The 18,585-nt window shown below is 71.6% G+C and carries 12 protein-coding genes; 9 read left to right on the top strand and 3 right to left on the bottom strand.

Annotated features, from left to right (window positions below; translation table 11 throughout):
- Positions 1-17 precede the first annotated feature (17 nt).
- A complete protein-coding gene (locus tag ACFYW7_RS33375) occupies positions 18-644 on the top strand; it encodes a hypothetical protein (protein WP_389509313.1) in 627 nt (208 codons plus the stop codon).
- A gap of 514 nt (positions 645-1,158) precedes the next feature.
- Here ACFYW7_RS33375 and ACFYW7_RS33370 read toward each other — a convergent pair.
- Positions 1,159-1,791: a hypothetical protein gene (locus tag ACFYW7_RS33370; protein WP_389509312.1), complete on the bottom strand. Its 633-nt coding sequence runs from the start codon at positions 1,789-1,791 to the stop codon at positions 1,159-1,161.
- A 225-nt stretch (positions 1,792-2,016) separates the two neighbouring features.
- Positions 2,017-4,221 (bottom strand): RecQ family ATP-dependent DNA helicase, encoded by a 2,205-nt coding sequence (locus ACFYW7_RS33365; RefSeq protein ID WP_389509310.1) that lies wholly within the window; start codon positions 4,219-4,221, stop codon positions 2,017-2,019.
- A 133-nt stretch (positions 4,222-4,354) separates the two neighbouring features.
- Here ACFYW7_RS33365 and ACFYW7_RS33360 point away from each other — a divergent pair, with 133 nt between their 5' ends.
- From ACFYW7_RS33360 to ACFYW7_RS33330, 7 genes are all read left to right on the top strand, one after another.
- Complete coding sequence (locus ACFYW7_RS33360) at positions 4,355-6,094, top strand: DUF4192 domain-containing protein (RefSeq protein ID WP_389509308.1); 1,740 nt, start codon at positions 4,355-4,357, stop codon at positions 6,092-6,094.
- Positions 6,095-6,432: 338 nt separating this feature from the next.
- Positions 6,433-8,568, top strand: coding sequence for a glycogen debranching N-terminal domain-containing protein (locus ACFYW7_RS33355; RefSeq protein WP_389509306.1), 2,136 nt, complete (start codon positions 6,433-6,435; stop codon positions 8,566-8,568).
- 129 nt (positions 8,569-8,697) lie between these two features.
- A complete protein-coding gene (locus ACFYW7_RS33350; RefSeq protein WP_389509304.1) occupies positions 8,698-9,456 on the top strand; it encodes an NUDIX domain-containing protein in 759 nt (252 codons plus the stop codon).
- A 119-nt stretch (positions 9,457-9,575) separates the two neighbouring features.
- Positions 9,576-11,372 (top strand): ATP-binding cassette domain-containing protein, encoded by a 1,797-nt coding sequence (locus tag ACFYW7_RS33345; protein ID WP_389509302.1) that lies wholly within the window; start codon positions 9,576-9,578, stop codon positions 11,370-11,372.
- Between the two features lie 163 nt (positions 11,373-11,535).
- The gene (locus ACFYW7_RS33340) at positions 11,536-12,423 is read left to right on the top strand and encodes a FadR/GntR family transcriptional regulator (protein WP_389509300.1); all 888 of its coding nucleotides are present in this window, start codon (positions 11,536-11,538) and stop codon (positions 12,421-12,423) included.
- A gap of 409 nt (positions 12,424-12,832) precedes the next feature.
- The gene (locus tag ACFYW7_RS33335) at positions 12,833-14,368 is read left to right on the top strand and encodes an RNA polymerase sigma factor (protein ID WP_389509298.1); all 1,536 of its coding nucleotides are present in this window, start codon (positions 12,833-12,835) and stop codon (positions 14,366-14,368) included.
- A 133-nt stretch (positions 14,369-14,501) separates the two neighbouring features.
- Positions 14,502-15,320: a S1 family serine peptidase gene (locus ACFYW7_RS33330; RefSeq protein ID WP_389509296.1), complete on the top strand. Its 819-nt coding sequence runs from the start codon at positions 14,502-14,504 to the stop codon at positions 15,318-15,320.
- Between the two features lie 109 nt (positions 15,321-15,429).
- Here ACFYW7_RS33330 and ACFYW7_RS33325 read toward each other — a convergent pair whose 3' ends face one another.
- Complete coding sequence (locus tag ACFYW7_RS33325; RefSeq protein ID WP_266763423.1) at positions 15,430-15,660, bottom strand: hypothetical protein; 231 nt, start codon at positions 15,658-15,660, stop codon at positions 15,430-15,432.
- A gap of 442 nt (positions 15,661-16,102) precedes the next feature.
- Here ACFYW7_RS33325 and ACFYW7_RS33320 point away from each other — a divergent pair, with 442 nt between their 5' ends.
- Positions 16,103-18,226: a type IIA DNA topoisomerase subunit B gene (locus ACFYW7_RS33320; RefSeq protein ID WP_389509294.1), complete on the top strand. Its 2,124-nt coding sequence runs from the start codon at positions 16,103-16,105 to the stop codon at positions 18,224-18,226.
- The last annotated feature ends 359 nt before the right edge of the window (positions 18,227-18,585 follow it).

Raw genomic sequence — 18,585 nt, 5'->3', positions numbered from 1 at the left:
TTGATAGATATCAGCTCATGCCTCTCATTCCCGAGGAGCCTCAGATTCACGAGAGTGCCCAGGGTCCCCGCGTCACTCCGGCCAGTGGCCGCGTCGCGCCGACCCCCCGTCCTGTACCCGGTCCCCGTCCCGCGGCTCCGCCGCGTCCCGGCCGTCCTGGTCCTGTCCGGCCGATGCCGGTCCAACGCACCCCGCGCGAGCCGGTCGTGGCCGCGCCGGGGCCGTCCGTCAAGGCGGCCGCACCCGCTGCCGCCACCCCGCAGATCCAGCTTGTCCCGGCTTCGGCCGACGGCGCGCTGGACGCTGCCGAAGAAGCCGTCGACCTGCTGCTGGAGTCGGGCCGCGCCCCCGGGGAGGTGCTGGTGGTCACCACCGGCGATCCGCACCCGTGGGCCGCGCACGAACTCTCCTTCGGCGAGGCCGCCTACTGGGCGCAGCAGGACGCCGGCGACGACGTCTTCTACGCCGGGGCCTCCACCGCGGGCCGGATCGTGTCCCGTCCCGTGGTCGTGGTCGCGGTCAACGGCGGCTCCGGCGAGGCCGTGGCCACCGCGCTGCCCCTGGCCCTCGGCCGGGCCGGTGCCCTGCTGATCGTCTGCGGTGACCCGCAGCAGATCAACTCGGTTCTGGGCGCGGGCGTCTGAGCGTGTTCCGGACCTGATCCGGAACCCGCCCGGCGGGACGCTGAGGGTGCCGCCGCGGCGGCACCTGCAGGGTGGTCGCCTCGGCCTGCCCGTGACGTGTCCAGACCCCTGCGCGACGGGTGCCCGAGACGCGCACCCGTGGCGGCCGCTTGTGGTGCGTTCATGCGCGCGGGGGTGTTCCGCCCATCGCTCGCCGGTCCGTACGGGGTGTTCTGTGGCGGTGCCAGGTCACGGCTCGCGCCCCTCCCGCTCTCGGCGGGCGTCGCAGGGACGGTGATCGGCCTCTCTCGCCGTTCACCGTCGATGGTGGCATGCGCACGTCACTCACTGTGTCCCCGGCGCCCGGTGGTTCCCCTCCTTCGGTCGAGGGCGCGTCCGTGCCCCAGGCCGGGGAGGGGTGTATCCGTGGCGCTGTACCCCGTGCTTGAGCGGCGCGACCCCCGAACGCTTCGCCTGACGTGTGCGGCCCGCCTTCCCCCGGGGCGGGCCGGACGCCGTGAGGCGCGTTCACGTGTCAGCGGGCGGCCGCCCGGCGCATGATCTCCGAGGCGACGCCTCCGGTGCGGGGCAGGGGCGGCAGCACCTCGCCCGCGAAGAACTCCGGTGTCGATTCGGAGTTGGGGCGGCGTCCGCCCCGGCCCTCGCCGAGAACCTGCCAGCCGTCACGCGTCAGGGTGATGTACGCCCCGCACCGCAGTCCGTGAAGCGTGCAGGCGTCCCGCAGTCCCCACATCCAGGCTCCGTCCTCCGGCGTCCAGCGCGCGTCGCCGTCCCGGCAGTACAGCAGCACGGCCGTGCGCACGGGAGAGCGACGTCGCAGGTCGTGCGGGATGACCCGGCGCAGCTGCGCGAGCAGCACGTTGCGGAACATCCAGCCGTCGGCCGGTGCCGAACGCCGGGTGAAGGACGCGCTCGCCATCAGCCGCTCCTCCGGATCGAGCACGGCCACGATGGCGGTCGCCGGTCTGGGCCGGTGCCGGGCGTGCAGCCCGCTGACGACATCGCGGGGATCACGCAGGAGCGGAATTCCGGCCGAGGCCCATTCGGCGGGTTCGAGCATGCGGGCCACTGGGTCGGTGGAAGCGGCGGACAGGTCGGGAGACGTCGACATGGATGCCGCCGAGGACGGAGCGAATCCGAAGGTCACGGTCCTCCCTTCGGCTACGTGCCCATACGGTGGGCGGAGTCGGATTTGGGGGAATGGCACGCCGCAGCAGAGCCCTACCGGACCAGGGGGCGAACCGTGCGGGGGGCGGAGCTCAATTCTTCCTGTCGAACTGGGTTGCGGCAACGAGCAATTGGGGCCACGGACCGTTTTTGGACGATTAGCGACCTATATACCTGCCCGCTGTTCCGCATGGCGACACGCGGGTCACGCTTGAACGGCGAGGACCAGCGGCAACACCGCCTGAGCGCCCGCTCTGCGAAGCATCCGCGACGCCACCGCCAGCGTCCAGCCCGTCTCCGTGGCATCGTCCACCAGCAGGACCGGACCACCCGCCTCCTTCAGCGCGTCGGCCAGTTCCGGCGGCACGGACAACGCTCCGTCCAGTGCCTTCAGCCGCTGAGCGCTGTTGCTCCGGGACATCTGTGACACCTCGCCGACGTACTCCACGGATCCCAGCAGCGGCAGCCGGCCGACCTCCGCGATCCGCGCGCCGAGCGACTGGATCAACCGGGGCCGCGAACGCGAGGCGATGGTCACCACGCCCACCGGCCGCGGCTGGGCGTCGGGCTTTCCGGACGCCCAGCCGTCCGGGCCCTTCGCCCAGTCGGCCAGGACGCCGACCACAGCCTTGGCCACGTCGTCGGGAACGGGCCCGTCCGGGGCCTGCGGGGCGAGCATCGGCCGCAGCCGGTTGCCCCAGCCGATGTCCGAGAGCCGTCCCAGAGCCCGTCCCGGAGCGGCCTGCTCACCGGCCGGGATGCGTCCCTTCAGGTCGACGCCGACCGCCGGCAGCCCGGTGGGCCACATCTTCCGGGGCTCGACGTCCACCCCGGCGCGGCCCAGCTCGCCGCTCGCCGCGTCCAGCGCTGCCGTGGACACGGAGGTCTGGAACCGGCCGCCCGCGCAGTTGTCGCAGCGCCCGCACGGGACGGCTCCCTCGTCGTCCAGCTGCCGGCGCAGGAACTCCATGCGGCAGCCGGTCGTGGACACGTAGTCCCGCATCGCCTGCTGCTCCGCGGCCCGCTGCTTGGCGACCCAGGCGTAGCGCTCGGTGTCGTACGTCCAAGGCACTCCCGTGGAGATCCAGCCGCCCTTGACCCGGTGGACGGCGCCGTCCACGTCGAGCACCTTGAGCATGGTCTCCAGACGGGATCTGCGCAGTTCCACCAGCGGTTCGAGCGCGGGCAACGACAGAGGCCGCCCGGCCCCGGCCAGCACATCCAGGGTGCGCCGCACCTGCTCCTCCGGCGGGAAGGCGATCGAGGCGAAGTACTCCCAGATCGCCTGGTCCTCCTTGCCCGGCAGGAGCAGCACCTCCGCGTGCTCCACACCGCGTCCCGCGCGTCCCACCTGCTGGTAGTAGGCGATGGGGGAGGAGGGGGAACCCAGGTGCACCACGAACCCCAGGTCGGGCTTGTCGAAGCCCATGCCCAGCGCGGACGTGGCGATCAAGGCCTTGACGCGATTGCCGAGCAGATCCTCCTCGGCCTGCTGGCGGTCCGCGTTCTCCGTCTTCCCGGTGTACGAGGCCACGGTGTACCCGCTCTGTCGCAGGAACGCGGTGACCTCCTCGGCCGCGGCCACGGTGAGCGTGTAGATGATGCCGGAGCCCGGCAGGTCGCCCAGGTGCTCCGCGAGCCAGGCCATCCGGTGGGCGGCGTCCGGCAGCCGCAGCACACCGAGGCTCAGGCTCTCGCGGTCCAGCGGGCCGCGCAGGACCAGCGCGTCGGTGCTGGCGCCGGTGCCGAGCTGCTCGGCGACATCGGCCGTCACGCGCGCGTTGGCCGTCGCCGTGGTGGCCAGCACGGGGACGCCGGGCGGCAGGTCGGCGAGCATGGTGCGCAGGCGACGGTAGTCCGGCCGGAAGTCGTGACCCCAGTCGGAGATGCAGTGCGCCTCGTCGACCACCAGCAGACCGGTCGCGGCGGCCAGCTTGGGCAGCACCTGGTCACGGAAATCGGGGTTGTTCAGCCGCTCGGGACTCACGAGGAGGACGTCGACCTCGCTCGCCGCCACCTCGGCCTGGATCGTGTCCCACTCCTCCGGGTTCGAGGAGTTGATCGTCCGCGCGCGGATTCCGGCGCGGGCGGCGGCCTCCACCTGGTTGCGCATCAGCGCCAGAAGCGGCGAGACGATCACCGTGGGTCCGGCGCCCCGCTCGCGCAGCAGCGCGGTCGCGACGAAGTACACCGCGGACTTGCCCCAGCCGGTCCGCTGCACGACCAGCGCTCGGCGCTTGTCGGCGACCAGCGCCTCGATGGCGCGCCACTGGTCCTCGCGCAGTCGAGCCCGGCCGGCCTCGGCCCCGACGAGGCGGGCCAGGACGGCATCGGCCGCGGTCCGCAGCTCTTCGCGGGCGTCGTCGTGTGCGTTGTCGGCGTTCTCGGGTCGCGGGTCTTCGTTGGTCATGGCTCCATGCAACCCGATGGGTCGGACATAGCGCGAACGAGCCCCCGCGGCTGGGGACAACTTTTGGCGTGATCATGAGGAAGGTTATCCACAGGCTGAAACGGAATTTTGCGATCCGCGAGATGGTCACCGCATGACGAATCACGACGAAGTGGCCGGCCGGTCCGGCGACGAGAACAGCGGCGCGATCGGTGGGCGCGGTGGTCACCCGGGACAGGACCGAGGTGTCGACGCGGGCGGCCGGAGCCGGCCGGTCGGCCGCGCCGGGGACGGGTGGAACGGCCCGGGGGACCCGACCGGACGTGCGGGCCGGGACCGGCCGGGCGGACCGGAGCGTCCGGGGATCTCCGGCGGCACGGCCGTCCCGGCCCCGCGGCACCACGAGGGCGGCGCGGGTCTCGCCCACGGCGCCCGCCGGCACCTGGGCGGCCCGGGTGTCCCGGTCGTGCCGGGCGCGGAGCACCAGGTGACTCTGCGCACCCCGGCGGAGCTGGCCGACGCGCTGCCCTACCTCCTCGGATACCGCCCTGACGACAGCATCGTGCTGGCCGCCCTGCACGACCGGGAGCGGCGGGGCAGGTTCGGCGGCCGGGCCCGCCTCGGGATCCCCGCCCAGGCGGAGGACTGGCCCTCCGTCTCGGACCAGTTGGCGCAGGGCCTGGTGAAAGGCAGCGAGCGCCGGGGAGCCCGGCCCGAGAGCATGGTGGCGTACCTGTGCCAGGAACCCGGGAGCGGTGAATCGGGCCGGGAGGTCATGGAACGCCTGCGCCCGCTCGCGCAACTGCTGCGGACGGCGTGCGGACGTCTCGACGTCCCGGTGATCGAGGCTCTCTGCATCTCCGACGGCCGCTTCTGGTCCTACACCTGCCCGGGCAGGGGGTGCTGCCCGCCGGAGGGCACGCCCATGGGCCTGCCCGGGACCTCGGTCCTCGCCGCCGCCGCGACGTACGCCGGAATTCAGGTGCGCGGGTCCCTGAAAGAACTGACGGCCAGGCTCCTTCCCTGGGAGTCCGCCACCGTCGCACTCGGTCAGGAGGTGGCTCTGGACGCGGCCAGCATGGCCCTCGTGCCGAGGATCCTGGAGGACGCCAGTCGCGCCGAGGTGGCTGAGGAGGCCCTCGCGCTCGCCCGGCGGGTCAGGGACCGGTTCGCGCAGGTCCCGCCCGTGACCGGGACGCGTCCGGCGGACCTCCGTGACGACGGACTGCTGGAGGACGACGAGGCCGCCACACTGATTCTCGGCCTTCAGGACCGCACGACCCGGGACCGGGCCGCGCAGTGGATGGAGGGCGACGAGGCCGGCCCGGCGCTGCGTCTGTGGCGGGCGCTGGCCCGCCGCTGTGTCGGCCCCTACCGCGAGCACGCCGCGGCACCGCTCACCCTCGCCGGCTGGGTCGCCTGGTCCCTGGGCGACGAACTGGAAGCGCGAGAAGCGCTGGCGATGGCGCTCGGCGCCGATCCCGACTATCTGTTCGCCCGGCTGCTCCACCAGGCCTGCAACGAGGGCCTGGATCCGGAATCCGTCCGACGCTGTCTGCGCGCGGGGCGCGCGGGCGATGACGCGACGGCGGTGGAGCGGCCGGACGTCCCCGGGGCGCGGCACCCGGCGACCGACCCGACCTGCGCTTCCCCCGCGCCCGACGCCCGTCACGCGACGCCCGCCGCTCGGCGCCGCCGGCGGAGCCGCCCGACGGCGAACGGCGCGGGACACCCGGGCCGTAGCGCCCCCGGAACCGCGCGTGCCCGTGGACGCCGCCCGGCCGGTGCGCCCATCTCGGCGGGAGACGGACCGGGGCGAGCGGCCGAGGCCCCGGACAGCCGCCTCCGCGCACGGGACGAGAGCGGTCGGCGTGCCGCCGGAGAGGACGGGTGAGGGGAGCGGATCGGGAACGGCCGGCGGGACAGCTCGGACGGTCGGGCCGGGGAAGGACGGCCTCGGGCAGAGGGGATTCCGGCGAGGCGGCTTCTGGAAGGACACCCTCGGTACCGCTGATCTCCGCTCGGCCGATGCCGGTGGGCCTCGTCGGCCGTCCCACCGCCATTCGGTCGGCTTACCGGACGAAACGCGTGACCCCGGACAGGGCTGTCCCGTTCACCTGAGTGGCGGATTCCGTGGCCGGGGCGCGCCGCCACAACGCCTCGACCCTGCCCCGCGGAGTCCCCACCAGGAGCGGAACGCGCTCCAGGCGCACGAGCGCGGAGGAAACCCCCATGTCCATGCCCGAACCGTCCTCGGTCCCCGACGGCGGCCGCCCGCCGGGGCACGAGGTCGCCCGGTCCCTCAGACCCGAGGGCGCTCCGGCGGCCCCACGAGCGGGTCGGAACGCCGGGGCGCCCGCCATTCCGGAAAGGCGCGGGCCCAGCGACGCCCGGACGTTCCCTTCCGTCCCGGGCCGGACGGCGGACCTGCCGCCCGCCCACACCTCCCTGATCTGCGTCGCCCTGCCGGGGCTGGTGATCTCCCCGGCGGAGGGACAGCTGACCGGCCGTGGACTGGAGGGCTTCTACCGGGAGGGGCGACGCATGCTGTCCCGCTGCCAGGTACGGATCGCCGGCCGGGAACCACTCGCCACCCAGGCCCGCATGCTCGCGGCCGACCGAGCCCGGTTCGTGGGTACGCTTCGCGCCTCCTCCGACGTCGGACCGGACCCGGACGTCGTCGTCGAGAGAACGCGCCATGCGGACGGTACCGAGCGGATCACCTTGCGGAGCTCGGCTCCTCGGGCACTGCGTCTGCCCGTCGAGGTCGCCCTCGGGACCGACCTCGCGGAACTGGGCTCGGTCGCCTCGGGCCGGGCGGGGCCCGAGCTGCCGGCCAGCGTCCACGCCTCCGGCCTGCGCTGGTCCACCGCAACCGGGTACGTGACCGTGACCGCCGACCCGCCGCCCACCGACGCCCTGGCGTCCGCGGGACTGCTGCGCTGGGAACTCGAACTGCCGCCCGGTGGCACCTTCGGTGTCGAACTGCGCGTCCGGCCGGACGGGCGGCGACCGATCAGGGCGGTGGGCCGCGGTGCCACGAGCCCGTTCGCCCAGGCCCGGGTGGTGAGCGACGAGACCGGTGCCGAGGAGCTGCTGCGCAGTTGCGTGGAGGACCTTCGGGCCCTGTTGCTCCGTGACCCCGGGCATCCCACCGACACCCACCTGGCGGCGGGAGTGCCATGGCGCTGCGGGCTGGCTCCGGCCGAGGCACTGGCCGCGGCCCGGATGACGCTGCCGCTCGGCACGCGTCTCGCCGCCGGCACCCTGCGGACCCTCGCCCGCACCCAGTTCACCGGTCAGGACCCCCGCCGCGGCCTGATCCCGGGACTGCTCCGGGACGGCGGGCCACACCTGCCCCCGGGGTGCACGGCGACCGAGGCGACGCTGGGCTTCCCCGTGCTCCTCGCCGAGGCCCGGCGCTGGGGACTGGCCGAGCGGGAGGTCGAGGAGCTGTTGCCCGCGGCGGAGCGGTGCCTGGAGTGGCTGCGGACAGCGGTCGGCGACAACACGTACCTGTCCGACCCGCAGCCGGGCGGACCGTTCCGCTGCGAGACGCAGGCGCACGCGCATCGAGCGGCGCTGCTCGGCGCCGACCTGCTCGACGACCACGGGCGGAGCGGCGGCACCGAGCTGCGCGAATGGGCCCGGGCGCTGCGGACGGCGTTCTGTGAAGACTTCTGGATCGAGGACGGCCGCGGAGGCGGACCGGCGGCCGCCCGCGCCTCGGACGGACGGCTCGTTCCCCATCTCGGTTCGAGCACCTCCCATCTCCTCGACACCGGTCTGCTGGGCTCAGGAGAGCTGGCCCCCGGGCTGCTCGACAAGGCGAGGACCGAACAGCTCGCGCGGCTGCTCGGTGGCCCGGACATGGACTCCGGCTGGGGACTGCGGAGCCTCGGGGCGAAGGAGGCGGCGTACAACCCGTTCGGCCATCGAGGCGGGGCCGTCCGCGTCCACGAGACGGCCGTCGCGGTCACGGGGCTCGCCGCCGCGGGACACGGGAGGGAGGCCGGTTCACTGCTGCGCGGCGTCCTGGCGGCGGCCCAGGCCTTCGGCGACCGGCTGCCCGAGATGTACGCGGGAGAGCGGCGCACGCGGGGGAGCGCCCCGATTCCCCATCCCGCGGCCGCCCGGCCCGCCGCCACCTCCGCCGCGGCCGGGGTGCTGTTGCTCGGCTCCCTGGCCGGGATCCGCCCCGATGCGCCGGCCGGGACCGTGACCCTGCGCCCGTTCCGTAGTGCGCCGCTCGGAGAGATCGCGCTGACGGGCCTGCGGATCTCGGGCGCACCCTTCTCCGTGCGCGTCAGCGGAGCAGGCCTCGCCACGGTCGAGGAGGTGGGCGACGGGCTGCAGTTGAGGACGTGACGTCGCGGGAGACGACTTCGTACGAGGCCTTCGCGACAGCCGGGTGCCGTGCCGGACGGAGGTCGATCAACCATGGACCGGCCTGCCGAAGGAGGTGTTTATCGTCAGGCAGACGACTATGATCGCGGCATGCCCTACGACCCGTCAGCCTTTCCGCCCTTCGCCGTGACCGTGGACCTGGTCGTGCTGACCGTGCGCCGCCATGCCCTGTGCGCGCTGGCGGTACGACGGGGCGAGCAGCCGTTCCAGGGGCGATGGGCGCTGCCCGGCGGTTTCGTGCGGACCGACGAGGATCTCGCCCAGGCCGCGGCCCGCGAACTGGCCGAGGAGACGGGCCTGTGCGCGCACGACCCCTCCGTGCCCGCCCAGGACAACGGAGCCCACCTGGAGCAGCTCGCGACGTACGGCGACCCCAAGCGTGACCCCCGGATGCGGGTGGTCAGCGTCGCGCACCTCGCGCTGGCTCCCGACCTGCCCGCGCCCCGGGCGGGCGGCGACGCGAACAGCGCGCGCTGGGCGCCCGTCGAGGAGCTGCTGCGGCAAGGCGGGTACGGGCGCGACGGGGAGCAGGCGGCGCCCCTCGCGTTCGACCACGCGCAGATCCTCTCCGACGGTGTGGAGCGTGCCCGATCCAAGATCGAGTATTCGTCCCTGGCGACCGCGTTCTGTCCGACCGAGTTCACGGTGGGTGAACTGCGCCGGGTCTACGAAGCCGTCTGGGGTGTGGTGCTCGACCCGCGCAACTTCCACCGCAAGGTGACGGGCACACCGGGCTTCCTCGTGCCCACGGGGGGCACGACCACGCGCCAGGGCGGCCGCCCCGCCCAGTTGTTCCGAGCGGGAGGCGCCACCCTGCTCAACCCGCCGATGCTCCGCCCCGAGGTCTGAGGTACGCGGCACGTTTTCGGCGGCCGGGGCTTCCCGGTGTCCGCGGGAGCCGCGAGGCCCGGCGCGGACGAGCCGCAAGGTGCCCGAAAATTCCCAAATGTAGCGCTATCTTGCTTCGAGTGATCCAGGCCATCGGACTGACCAGCAACACGCGTAAGGCGCGTCCGCCCGCTGTCGACGACGTGTCCTTCGAGGCGCGCGCGGGCCACGTCACAGCGCTTCTCGGAGCCCGGGGCGCGGGCAAGACGACGGTGCTGAAGCTCATGCTCGAACTCCAACAGGGCCGCGGAATCACCTACTTCCGTGGGCGGCCACTGCATCGGATCGCCCATCCCTCGCGCGAGGTCGGCGTGCTCATGGGCGAGGTTCCGGGCCATCCGGCGCGTACGGTCCGCGGTCAACTCCGCATGCTGTGCGCCGCGGTCGGGGTGCCCGTGCGCCGCGCGGACGAAGTGCTCGAAGTGGTCGGGCTCGTCGGCCTTCGCGACGAGCGCCTTGTCACGCTGTCCCGCGGCATGGACCGCCGGCTCGGGCTGGCCTGCGCGCTCCTGGCGGACCCGCACACCCTCGTGCTCGACGACCCGGCGGACGGACTGAGCGTCGGCGAGGGGCGCTGGCTGCACGGGATCCTGCGGGCGCACGCGACGCAGGGCGGCACGGTCCTGTTCACCACGGACGACCCCAAGGAGGCCGCGCGAACCGCGGACCGGGTCGTCACGCTGGAACAGAGCAGACTCGTCGCCGAGCAGGAGGTCGCGGACTTCGCCCGCACCCGGCTCAGGCCACGGGTCGCCGTCCGGAGCCCGCACGCGGCCCGCCTCGGTTCCCTGCTGACCAAGGAGGCCCGCACCGCACAGCGTTCCGTCGAGGTCGTGCGCGAGGGGGGCAACCGGCTCTCGGTGTACGGGAGTACCTGCGCCGACATCGGTGAGGCTGCCTTCCGGCACGGCATCCTCGTCCACCAACTCGCCGACGAGACGGGCGACATGGGTCCCGCACCGACTTCGGACCCCGAGGAGGGGGCGCAGGGGCCCGCGCCGGAGGTGTCCGCCGGGGAAGGCGAGCCGGGGGCCGATGAGCTGCGCTCCGAGACACCGGCGGCGCACGACGACTCCCCGCTCCCGCCCCCCATCGCCGTACGGCAGGCCCCGAACCCGCTGCGTCCCCTGCGCTACGAACTGCGCAGGGCGGCCGGTGTCGGCACCGGCTACCTCACCGTGGCCGGGGTTCTCGTCACCTCGGTCCTCCTGTCCGTGCTCCTGGCCAGGATCGGTCACACGCCGCAGCCACGACTGCTGGCGGCGTGGCCGCGGGAACTCCCGCTGCCGCCCGCCGCGATCGGTGCCGGACTGCTGGGAGCCGTCGCGTTCGGTGAGGAGTTCCGGCATCCCGCCCTCGCCGCGGACCGAGGCACCGTCCCGCGCCGGCTGGGGCTGCTGGCGGCGAAGCTCCTCGTCGCCTCCGCCACCGCGCTGATGCTGGCGTTCCTCACGGTGGGATGCGACCTCGAAGCGCTCTACCTCGTCTACGGACGGGAGCTCACCGGAGTTCCGCCGGACTGGTTCTCCCTGGGCGCGAGTTGGCTCGGTCTCGTGGTGGGCTGCGCGTGGGCGGGCGTGCTCGCGGCAGGGATCTTCCGGTCCACCGCCGCCGGGCTCGCCGCGGTGCTCGCCGTGCCGATCGTCGTCGTACCGCTCGTACAAAAGGTCTTGTGGGGGCCGTCTGTACGGACGGCGGCCGGGTTCCCGGAACGGCTTCGGGAGCTGCTTCTCGTGCAGTGGCCGTTCGGTGGGGAGCGCTACCTGGCTGCCGCGGTGCGGGTGCTCGCTCAACCCGTGGGCGGGGCACTGATGTTGTCGCTGACCACACTGCTCTGCGCATATCTGTTCACGACGCTGCGGGGCCGGGTCCGATGACGACCGTCCGCCCCCTTCCGTTCCCGCCTGTGCGCACAACTCCCCGAAGAACGCCCATTTCTTTCCGATAAGGCGTCAATTGCGACGGGGTGAGCGATCACCCTTTCGTGTGCTTTTCACCAAAGACCTCAAGGGAGTTGAAGTCGGCGCCGACAAAAGACCCGTGAGTACCCTTGCGCAGACCATGATGACCGCCGCCCGTTCCTCAGATTCCGGCCTGGCCGGACCGGGCGACCTCGACCGTTACCCCTATGCCGACGCTCCCGGTGTCGACCGTGTGGGCGCCCCGGTGTGGGAGAGCGCCGAGCCGGAGCTCGGCCGCGTCGGACGCCGTGCCGCGGGCAGCCGCGGACGCGGGCTGCACGGCCAACTCGTCCAGCAGCTGGGCCAGATGATCGTTTCCGGAGACCTCGGCGCGGACCGCCCGCTCGTCCCCGAGGAGATCGGCCAGCGGTTCGAGGTCTCCCGGACCGTCGTCCGTGAGTCGCTCCGCGTCCTGGAGGCCAAGGGGCTGGTCAGTGCCCGCCCGAACGTCGGCACGCGCGTGCGTCCCGTCAGCGACTGGAATCTTCTCGACCCGGACATCATCGAATGGCGGGCCTTCGGTCCGCAGCGGGACAACCAGAGGCGCGAGCTGAGCGAGCTCCGCTGGACGATCGAGCCGCTCGCGGCCCGCCTCGCGGCCGGGCACGGACGGGAGGAGCTCCAGCAGCGACTCGGCGACATGGTCGAGATCATGGGCCATTCCATGACGCAGGGTGACTCCCTCACGTTCTCCCGGGCCGACGCCGAGTTCCATTCGCTGCTGATCCAGCTCGCGGGCAACCGGATGCTGGAGCACCTCTCCGGAATCGTGTCGGCGGCGCTTCAGGTCTCCGGTGTACCGATCACCGGCTGTGACCGGCCGACCGACGCCTCGCTGGGGCACCACGCCCGCATCGCCGACGCCCTCGCCGCCGCCGACGGCGCCGCGGCCGAGACCGCCATGCGGCAGCTGCTCACCGTCCAGCCCGAGGTGGAGCGTGTCGTGCCCGCGCCGCGCGAGCACTGATCGCGCGCAGAGGGTGACGCCGTCCGGAGGGTGTGCGCGTCCGTGGCAGCGCCAGGCCGGTGAACCGTCCTTCGTCGGGACCCCGCCGAATCCTTCGCGGATGCGGTGGGGTTCCGACGGCGAGACCGGGTGACGGATCATGACCTGACCTGGTCTGACATGATCTGTTGTCTTTTGAGCGCTTACGGGGTGTGACTCGGGCCACGCAGATTGGGCGTAACACTCTTTGGGGCAGCGCGATGACCTAAGAGGTGATAGCCGAGGAGGGAATACAGACGCCGTTTCCGGCGCTGTGTAACTCCCCGGCCCCCGCCCGCGCCGTCGGCCCATCCCCAGTCGGCGGTCGTCGGTCCCTGTCCGCATCGGACGGGGCCGGAAGCCGTTTTTTCAACGTCCCGAGAGGTTGTTCGTGTCGGCCAGCACATCCCGTACGCTCCCGCCGGAGATCGCCGAGTCCGTCTCTGTCATGGCGCTCATCGAGCGGGGAAAGGCTGAGGGGCAGATCGCCGGCGATGACGTGCGTCGGGCCTTCGAAGCTGACCAGATTCCGGCCACTCAGTGGAAGAACGTACTGCGCAGCCTCAACCAGATCCTCGAGGAAGAGGGTGTGACGCTGATGGTCAGTGCCGCGGAGCCCAAGCGCACCCGCAAGAGCGTCGCAGCGAAGAGTCCGGCCAAGCGCACCGCCACCAAGACCGTGGCGGCCAAGACGGTGACCGCCAAGAAGGCCACCGCCACCGCGGCTCCGGCTGCCCTCGCCGACGATTCGGCCGAGGACGCGCCCGCAGGCAAGGCCACTGCCGCCAAGAAGACGACGGCGAAGAAGACGGTCGCCAAGAAGACGGTCGCCAAGAAGACGGCGGCCAAGAAGACGGCCGCGAAGAAGGACGACGCCGAGCTCGTCGACGACGAGGCGGCCGAGGAGACCCCGGGCAAGGCCGGCGAGGAGGAAGAGGAGGGAGCCGAGAACAAGGGCTTCGTCCTCTCCGACGACGACGAGGACGACGCGCCTGCCCAGCAGGTCGCCGTGGCCGGCGCCACCGCGGACCCGGTCAAGGACTACCTGAAGCAGATCGGCAAGGTCCCGCTGCTCAACGCCGAGCAGGAGGTCGAGCTCGCCAAGCGCATCGAGGCCGGTCTGTTCGCCGAGGACAAGCTGGCCAACGCCGACAAGCTCGCCCCCAAGCTCAAGCGCGAGCTGGAGATCATCGCCGAGGACGGCCGTCGCGCCAAGAACCACCTCCTGGAGGCCAACCTCCGTCTGGTGGTCTCCCTGGCCAAGCGCTACACCGGTCGCGGCATGCTCTTCCTGGACCTCATCCAGGAGGGCAACCTCGGTCTGATCCGCGCGGTCGAGAAGTTCGACTACACCAAGGGCTACAAGTTCTCGACGTACGCCACCTGGTGGATCCGTCAGGCGATCACTCGTGCCATGGCCGACCAGGCGCGCACCATCCGTATCCCGGTGCACATGGTCGAGGTCATCAACAAGCTCGCGCGCGTGCAGCGCCAGATGCTCCAGGACCTGGGCCGCGAGCCCACCCCGGAGGAGCTGGCCAAGGAACTCGACATGACCCCCGAGAAGGTCATCGAGGTCCAGAAGTACGGTCGCGAGCCCATCTCGCTGCACACCCCGCTGGGTGAGGACGGTGACAGCGAGTTCGGTGACCTCATCGAGGACTCCGAGGCCGTCGTCCCCGCCGACGCGGTCAGCTTCACGCTTCTGCAGGAGCAGCTGCACTCGGTTCTCGACACCCTGTCCGAGCGCGAGGCGGGCGTCGTCTCGATGCGCTTCGGTCTCACCGACGGTCAGCCGAAGACCCTGGACGAGATCGGCAAGGTGTACGGCGTGACCCGTGAGCGGATCCGCCAGATCGAGTCCAAGACCATGTCGAAGCTGCGTCACCCGTCGCGCTCCCAGGTGCTGCGCGACTATCTCGACTAGGCCTCGGCCGCGTGTACGGCGAGGGCCCGACTCCCAGCTGGGAGTCGGGCCCTCGCCGTTTGCGCGGAGTGCGTGTCCGCGCGCGGTGGATCACTCTGGGTGTTCCATGACCGTCCCCGTGTGAGGAGTGCGCATGCGCCGTCCCTACGTCCCGGTGCTGGCCCTTGTGGCCGCCGCAGCGGTGATACCGCTGACGTCCCCCGCTCTGGCGGCCTCCGACAGCGTTGTCATCGGAAGTCGTCCGGTCCAGATCTCCGAGAGTCCGTGGACGGTGGCGCTGTCCAGCCGTGACCGGTTCGGGGGTACGCGCGCGGGACAGTTCTGCGGAGGAGTGGTCGTCGGTCCGACCACGGTCGTGACCGCGGCCCACTGCCTGGGCGCCGAAGTGCTGGGGGATCCGCCCGACCAGGCGCGCGACCTGAAGGTCATCGCCGGGCGCGGGGACCTGAGATCCAGTGAGGGCAAGGAGATCCCGGTTCGTGACATCTGGGTCAACCCCCACTACGACAGCTACACGAACTCCGGGGACTTCGGTGTACTGACGCTGGCGGAGCCGCTGCCCGCCGCCTCCGTGATCCGTATGGCGCCGTCCGGGGACGAGGCGTACGAGCCGGGCGCCGCCGCGGTGGTCTACGGCTGGGGCGACCTGACGGGCGGCGGCGACTACGCGAACGGCCTGCGGGCCGCGGACGTCCACGTACTTCCCGACGCCTCGTGCGAGCGGGCCTACCCCGGCGGCGCGGACGGGACCTACGACGCGGCGTCCATGGTGTGCGCGGGGGAGCAGGAGGGGGGCCGTGACGCCTGCCAGGGGGACAGTGGCGGGCCTCTGGTCGCCCAGGGGCGTCTGATCGGCCTGGTGTCCTGGGGGGTCGGCTGCGGGCGCGCCGGGAGCCCCGGCGTCTACACCCGGGTCTCGGAGATCGCCCAGGCCCTGGATGCGGACGGCTGACAGGCGCGGACGCTGCGGTACGAGTGCGGGCGGCCACTCCCTGTGTCCAGGAGGTGGCCGCCCACTGACCGGCCTGTCGCCGGCACCCGCTCGTCGTTGATGCGAAGGGTCAGTGTTCTTCGTCGTTGACGCTCTCGGGAACGGACGTCAGCCGCTCCGTCTCGTCCTGTATCTCAGCGGCGATCTTCTTGAGTTCCGGCTCGAACTTGCGACCGTGGTGGGCGCAGAAGAGCAGTTCTCCGCCGCTCAGGAGGACGACGCGCAGATATGCCTGGGCGCCGCAACGGTCGCAGCGGTCAGCGGCCGTCAGCGGGCTCGCGGGGGTCAGAACAGTAGTCACGTCGCCTCTTCTCTAGCTCGACGAGCTGTCGTACCAGGGTCAACATCCAACCAGGCCGAAAACGTTCCCGCTCGCGGCTTTTCCTCGAAGTTTTCTTTCGAGTCGGTTGTCTGCTGCCGGTTGGCGGCGAATGAGCCGTATTGCGTGTCTTCGTGTCTGTACGGGTTCGCGCTGTCTGTCGGGTGTCTGTCCTCCCGGCTGGATTGCCGGTTGTTGATGAGGACGTGCCCGGAGCCTAAATGGTTCATGCCCGGAAGGGAACGTGATATGTACTTCACTCCATCGATGGATCGAACACCCATGCGATCCTGGACTAGTGTGGGTTTAGTGCGAGGGTGGCGTTACAACGGCTCTACCAGGCCTCGGTACCCTCTGAGCGGCGACCGAAGCCGGGCCCTTGCCCAAAAGGGTCCCCCCTGAAATTCAGCGAGGAGCGAACCGCGTGACCGCCGAGACGTCCGTGCCGTCCACAGCGCTGCTGACCGGAGCAGACCGGGACGGTTCCAACTACACCGCGCGGCACCTGCTCGTCCTTGAAGGACTCGAGGCAGTGCGGAAGCGCCCGGGCATGTACATCGGGTCGACCGACAGCCGTGGCTTGATGCACTGCCTCTGGGAGATCATCGACAACTCCGTGGACGAGGCCCTCGGGGGCTACTGCGACCACATCGACGTGATCCTGCACGACGACGGTTCCGTCGAGGTGCGGGACAACGGCCGCGGCATCCCCGTCGACGTGGAGCCCAAGACCGGGCTCTCCGGCATCGAGGTCGTCATGACCAAGCTGCACGCCGGCGGCAAGTTCGGCGGCGGCTCGTACGCCGCCTCCGGTGGACTGCACGGTGTGGGCGCCTCCGTGGTGAACGCGCTCTCCGCCCGCCTGGACGTCGAGGTGGACCGCAGTGGCAACACCCACGCCGTGAGCTTCCGCCGCGGTACGCCGGGAGCCTTCCGGGCCGAGGGCCCCGATGCCGCCTTCGACGCCGAGAGCGGGCTGCGCAAGCTCAAGCGGATCCCGAAGACGCGCACCGGGACACGCGTGCGCTACTGGGCGGACCGCCAGATCTTCCTCAAGGACGCCAAGCTCTCCCTGGAGCACCTCCACCAGCGCGCTCGCCAGACCGCCTTCCTGGTGCCGGGTCTGACCATCGTCGTCCGCGACGAGTACGGGCTCGGTGACGGCGGCAGCAAGGGCGAGGAGTCGTTCCGCTTCGACGGCGGGATCAGCGAGTTCTGCGAGTACCTGGCCGCCGACAGGCCCGTCTGTGACGTCCTCCGTTTCTCTGGACAGGGGATCTTCAAGGAGACCGTCCCGGTCCTCGACGACCACGGGCAGATGACCCCGACCGAGGTCACCCGCGAGCTGGGCGTCGATGTCGCGCTGCGCTGGGGCACCGGCTACGACACGAACCTGAAGTCGTTCGTGAACATCATCGCCACCCCGAAGGGCGGCACCCATGTCGCCGGCTTCGAGCAGGCCGTCGCCAAGACGATGAACGAGGTCCTGCGGGTCAAGAAGCTGCTGCGAGTGGCCGAGGACGACATCGTCAAGGACGATGCTCTGGAGGGCCTCACGGCCGTCGTCACCGTGCGGCTCGCCGAACCGCAGTTCGAGGGACAGACCAAGGAGGTCCTCGGCACCTCGGCCGCCCGTCGCATCGTGACGAACGTGGTGACCAAGGAGCTCAAGGCGTTCCTGACCTCCACCAATCGGGACGCGGCCGCGCAGGCGCGGGTCGTCATGGAGAAGGCCGTCGCCGCCGCCCGTACCCGCATCGCCGCCCGTCAGCACAAGGACGCGCAGCGCCGGAAGACGGCGCTGGAGTCCTCCTCGCTGCCCGCCAAGCTCGCCGACTGCCGCAGTGACGACGTCGAGCGCAGCGAGCTGTTCATCGTCGAGGGCGACTCCGCGCTGGGTACGGCGAAGCTGGCCCGGAACTCCGAGTTCCAGGCCCTCCTGCCGATCCGCGGCAAGATCCTCAACGTTCAGAAGGCGTCCGTGACGGACATGCTGAAGAACGCCGAGTGCGGTGCGATCATCCAGGTCATAGGGGCGGGTTCCGGGCGGACCTTCGACATCGACGCGGCCCGCTACGGGAAGATCATCCTTCTCGTCGACGCCGATGTCGACGGCGCGCACATCCGGATCCTGCTGCTCACGCTGTTCCAGCGCTACATGCGGCCCATGGTCGAGGCGGGGCGGGTGTTCGCGGCGGTTCCGCCGCTGCACCGGATCGAGCTCAGCCAGCCCAAGAAGGGGCAGGACAAGTACGTCTACACGTACTCGGACCGTGAGCTGCGGGAGACCCTGCTGGAGTTCCAGCGCAAGAACGTGCGCTACAAGGACTCGATCCAGCGGTACAAGGGTCTCGGCGAGATGGACGCCGATCAGCTGGCCGAGACGACGATGGATCCGCGGTTCCGCACGCTGCGCCGGATCAACATCTCCGACCTCGAGGCCTCCGAGCAGGTGTTCGATCTGCTGATGGGGAACGACGTGGCCCCGCGCAAGGAGTTCATCTCCAGCTCGGCCGCGACGCTGGACCGGTCGCGCATCGACGCGTAGCCCTCCGGCTCGCCGGTGCTCGTGCTCTGCCGTGGCAGGGGCCGTGCCGGTACATCCCGGTCCGTCGCCGTCGGATCCGACGTGGGCTCCCGCAGGGAGCCGCCGCTCGGTCCGGACGAGGCGACGGACGTCAGGGGTGTACCGGCACGGCCCGTTTTCGTGTGCTCTCGTGCGGGTGCGGGTGCGGGTGCGGGTGCGGGTGCGGGTGCGGGTGCGGGTGCGGGTGCGGGCTCGCGGCTGTCCACCCCTGGGTGGAGAGGCGGGGCCGTGAGGTTCCACCCGGGCTCCGATCTGCGGAGGACGTGTTTTCCGTAGCGTCGGTGGTGTCGGCGGCGCTCGCCGCGGACAACCGCTTCTCG

Source organism: Streptomyces sp. NPDC002580 (genome assembly GCF_042889485.1).
Taxonomy (GTDB): domain Bacteria; phylum Actinomycetota; class Actinomycetes; order Streptomycetales; family Streptomycetaceae; genus Streptomyces.
This window is presented reverse-complemented; position numbering and strand designations above follow the sequence as displayed.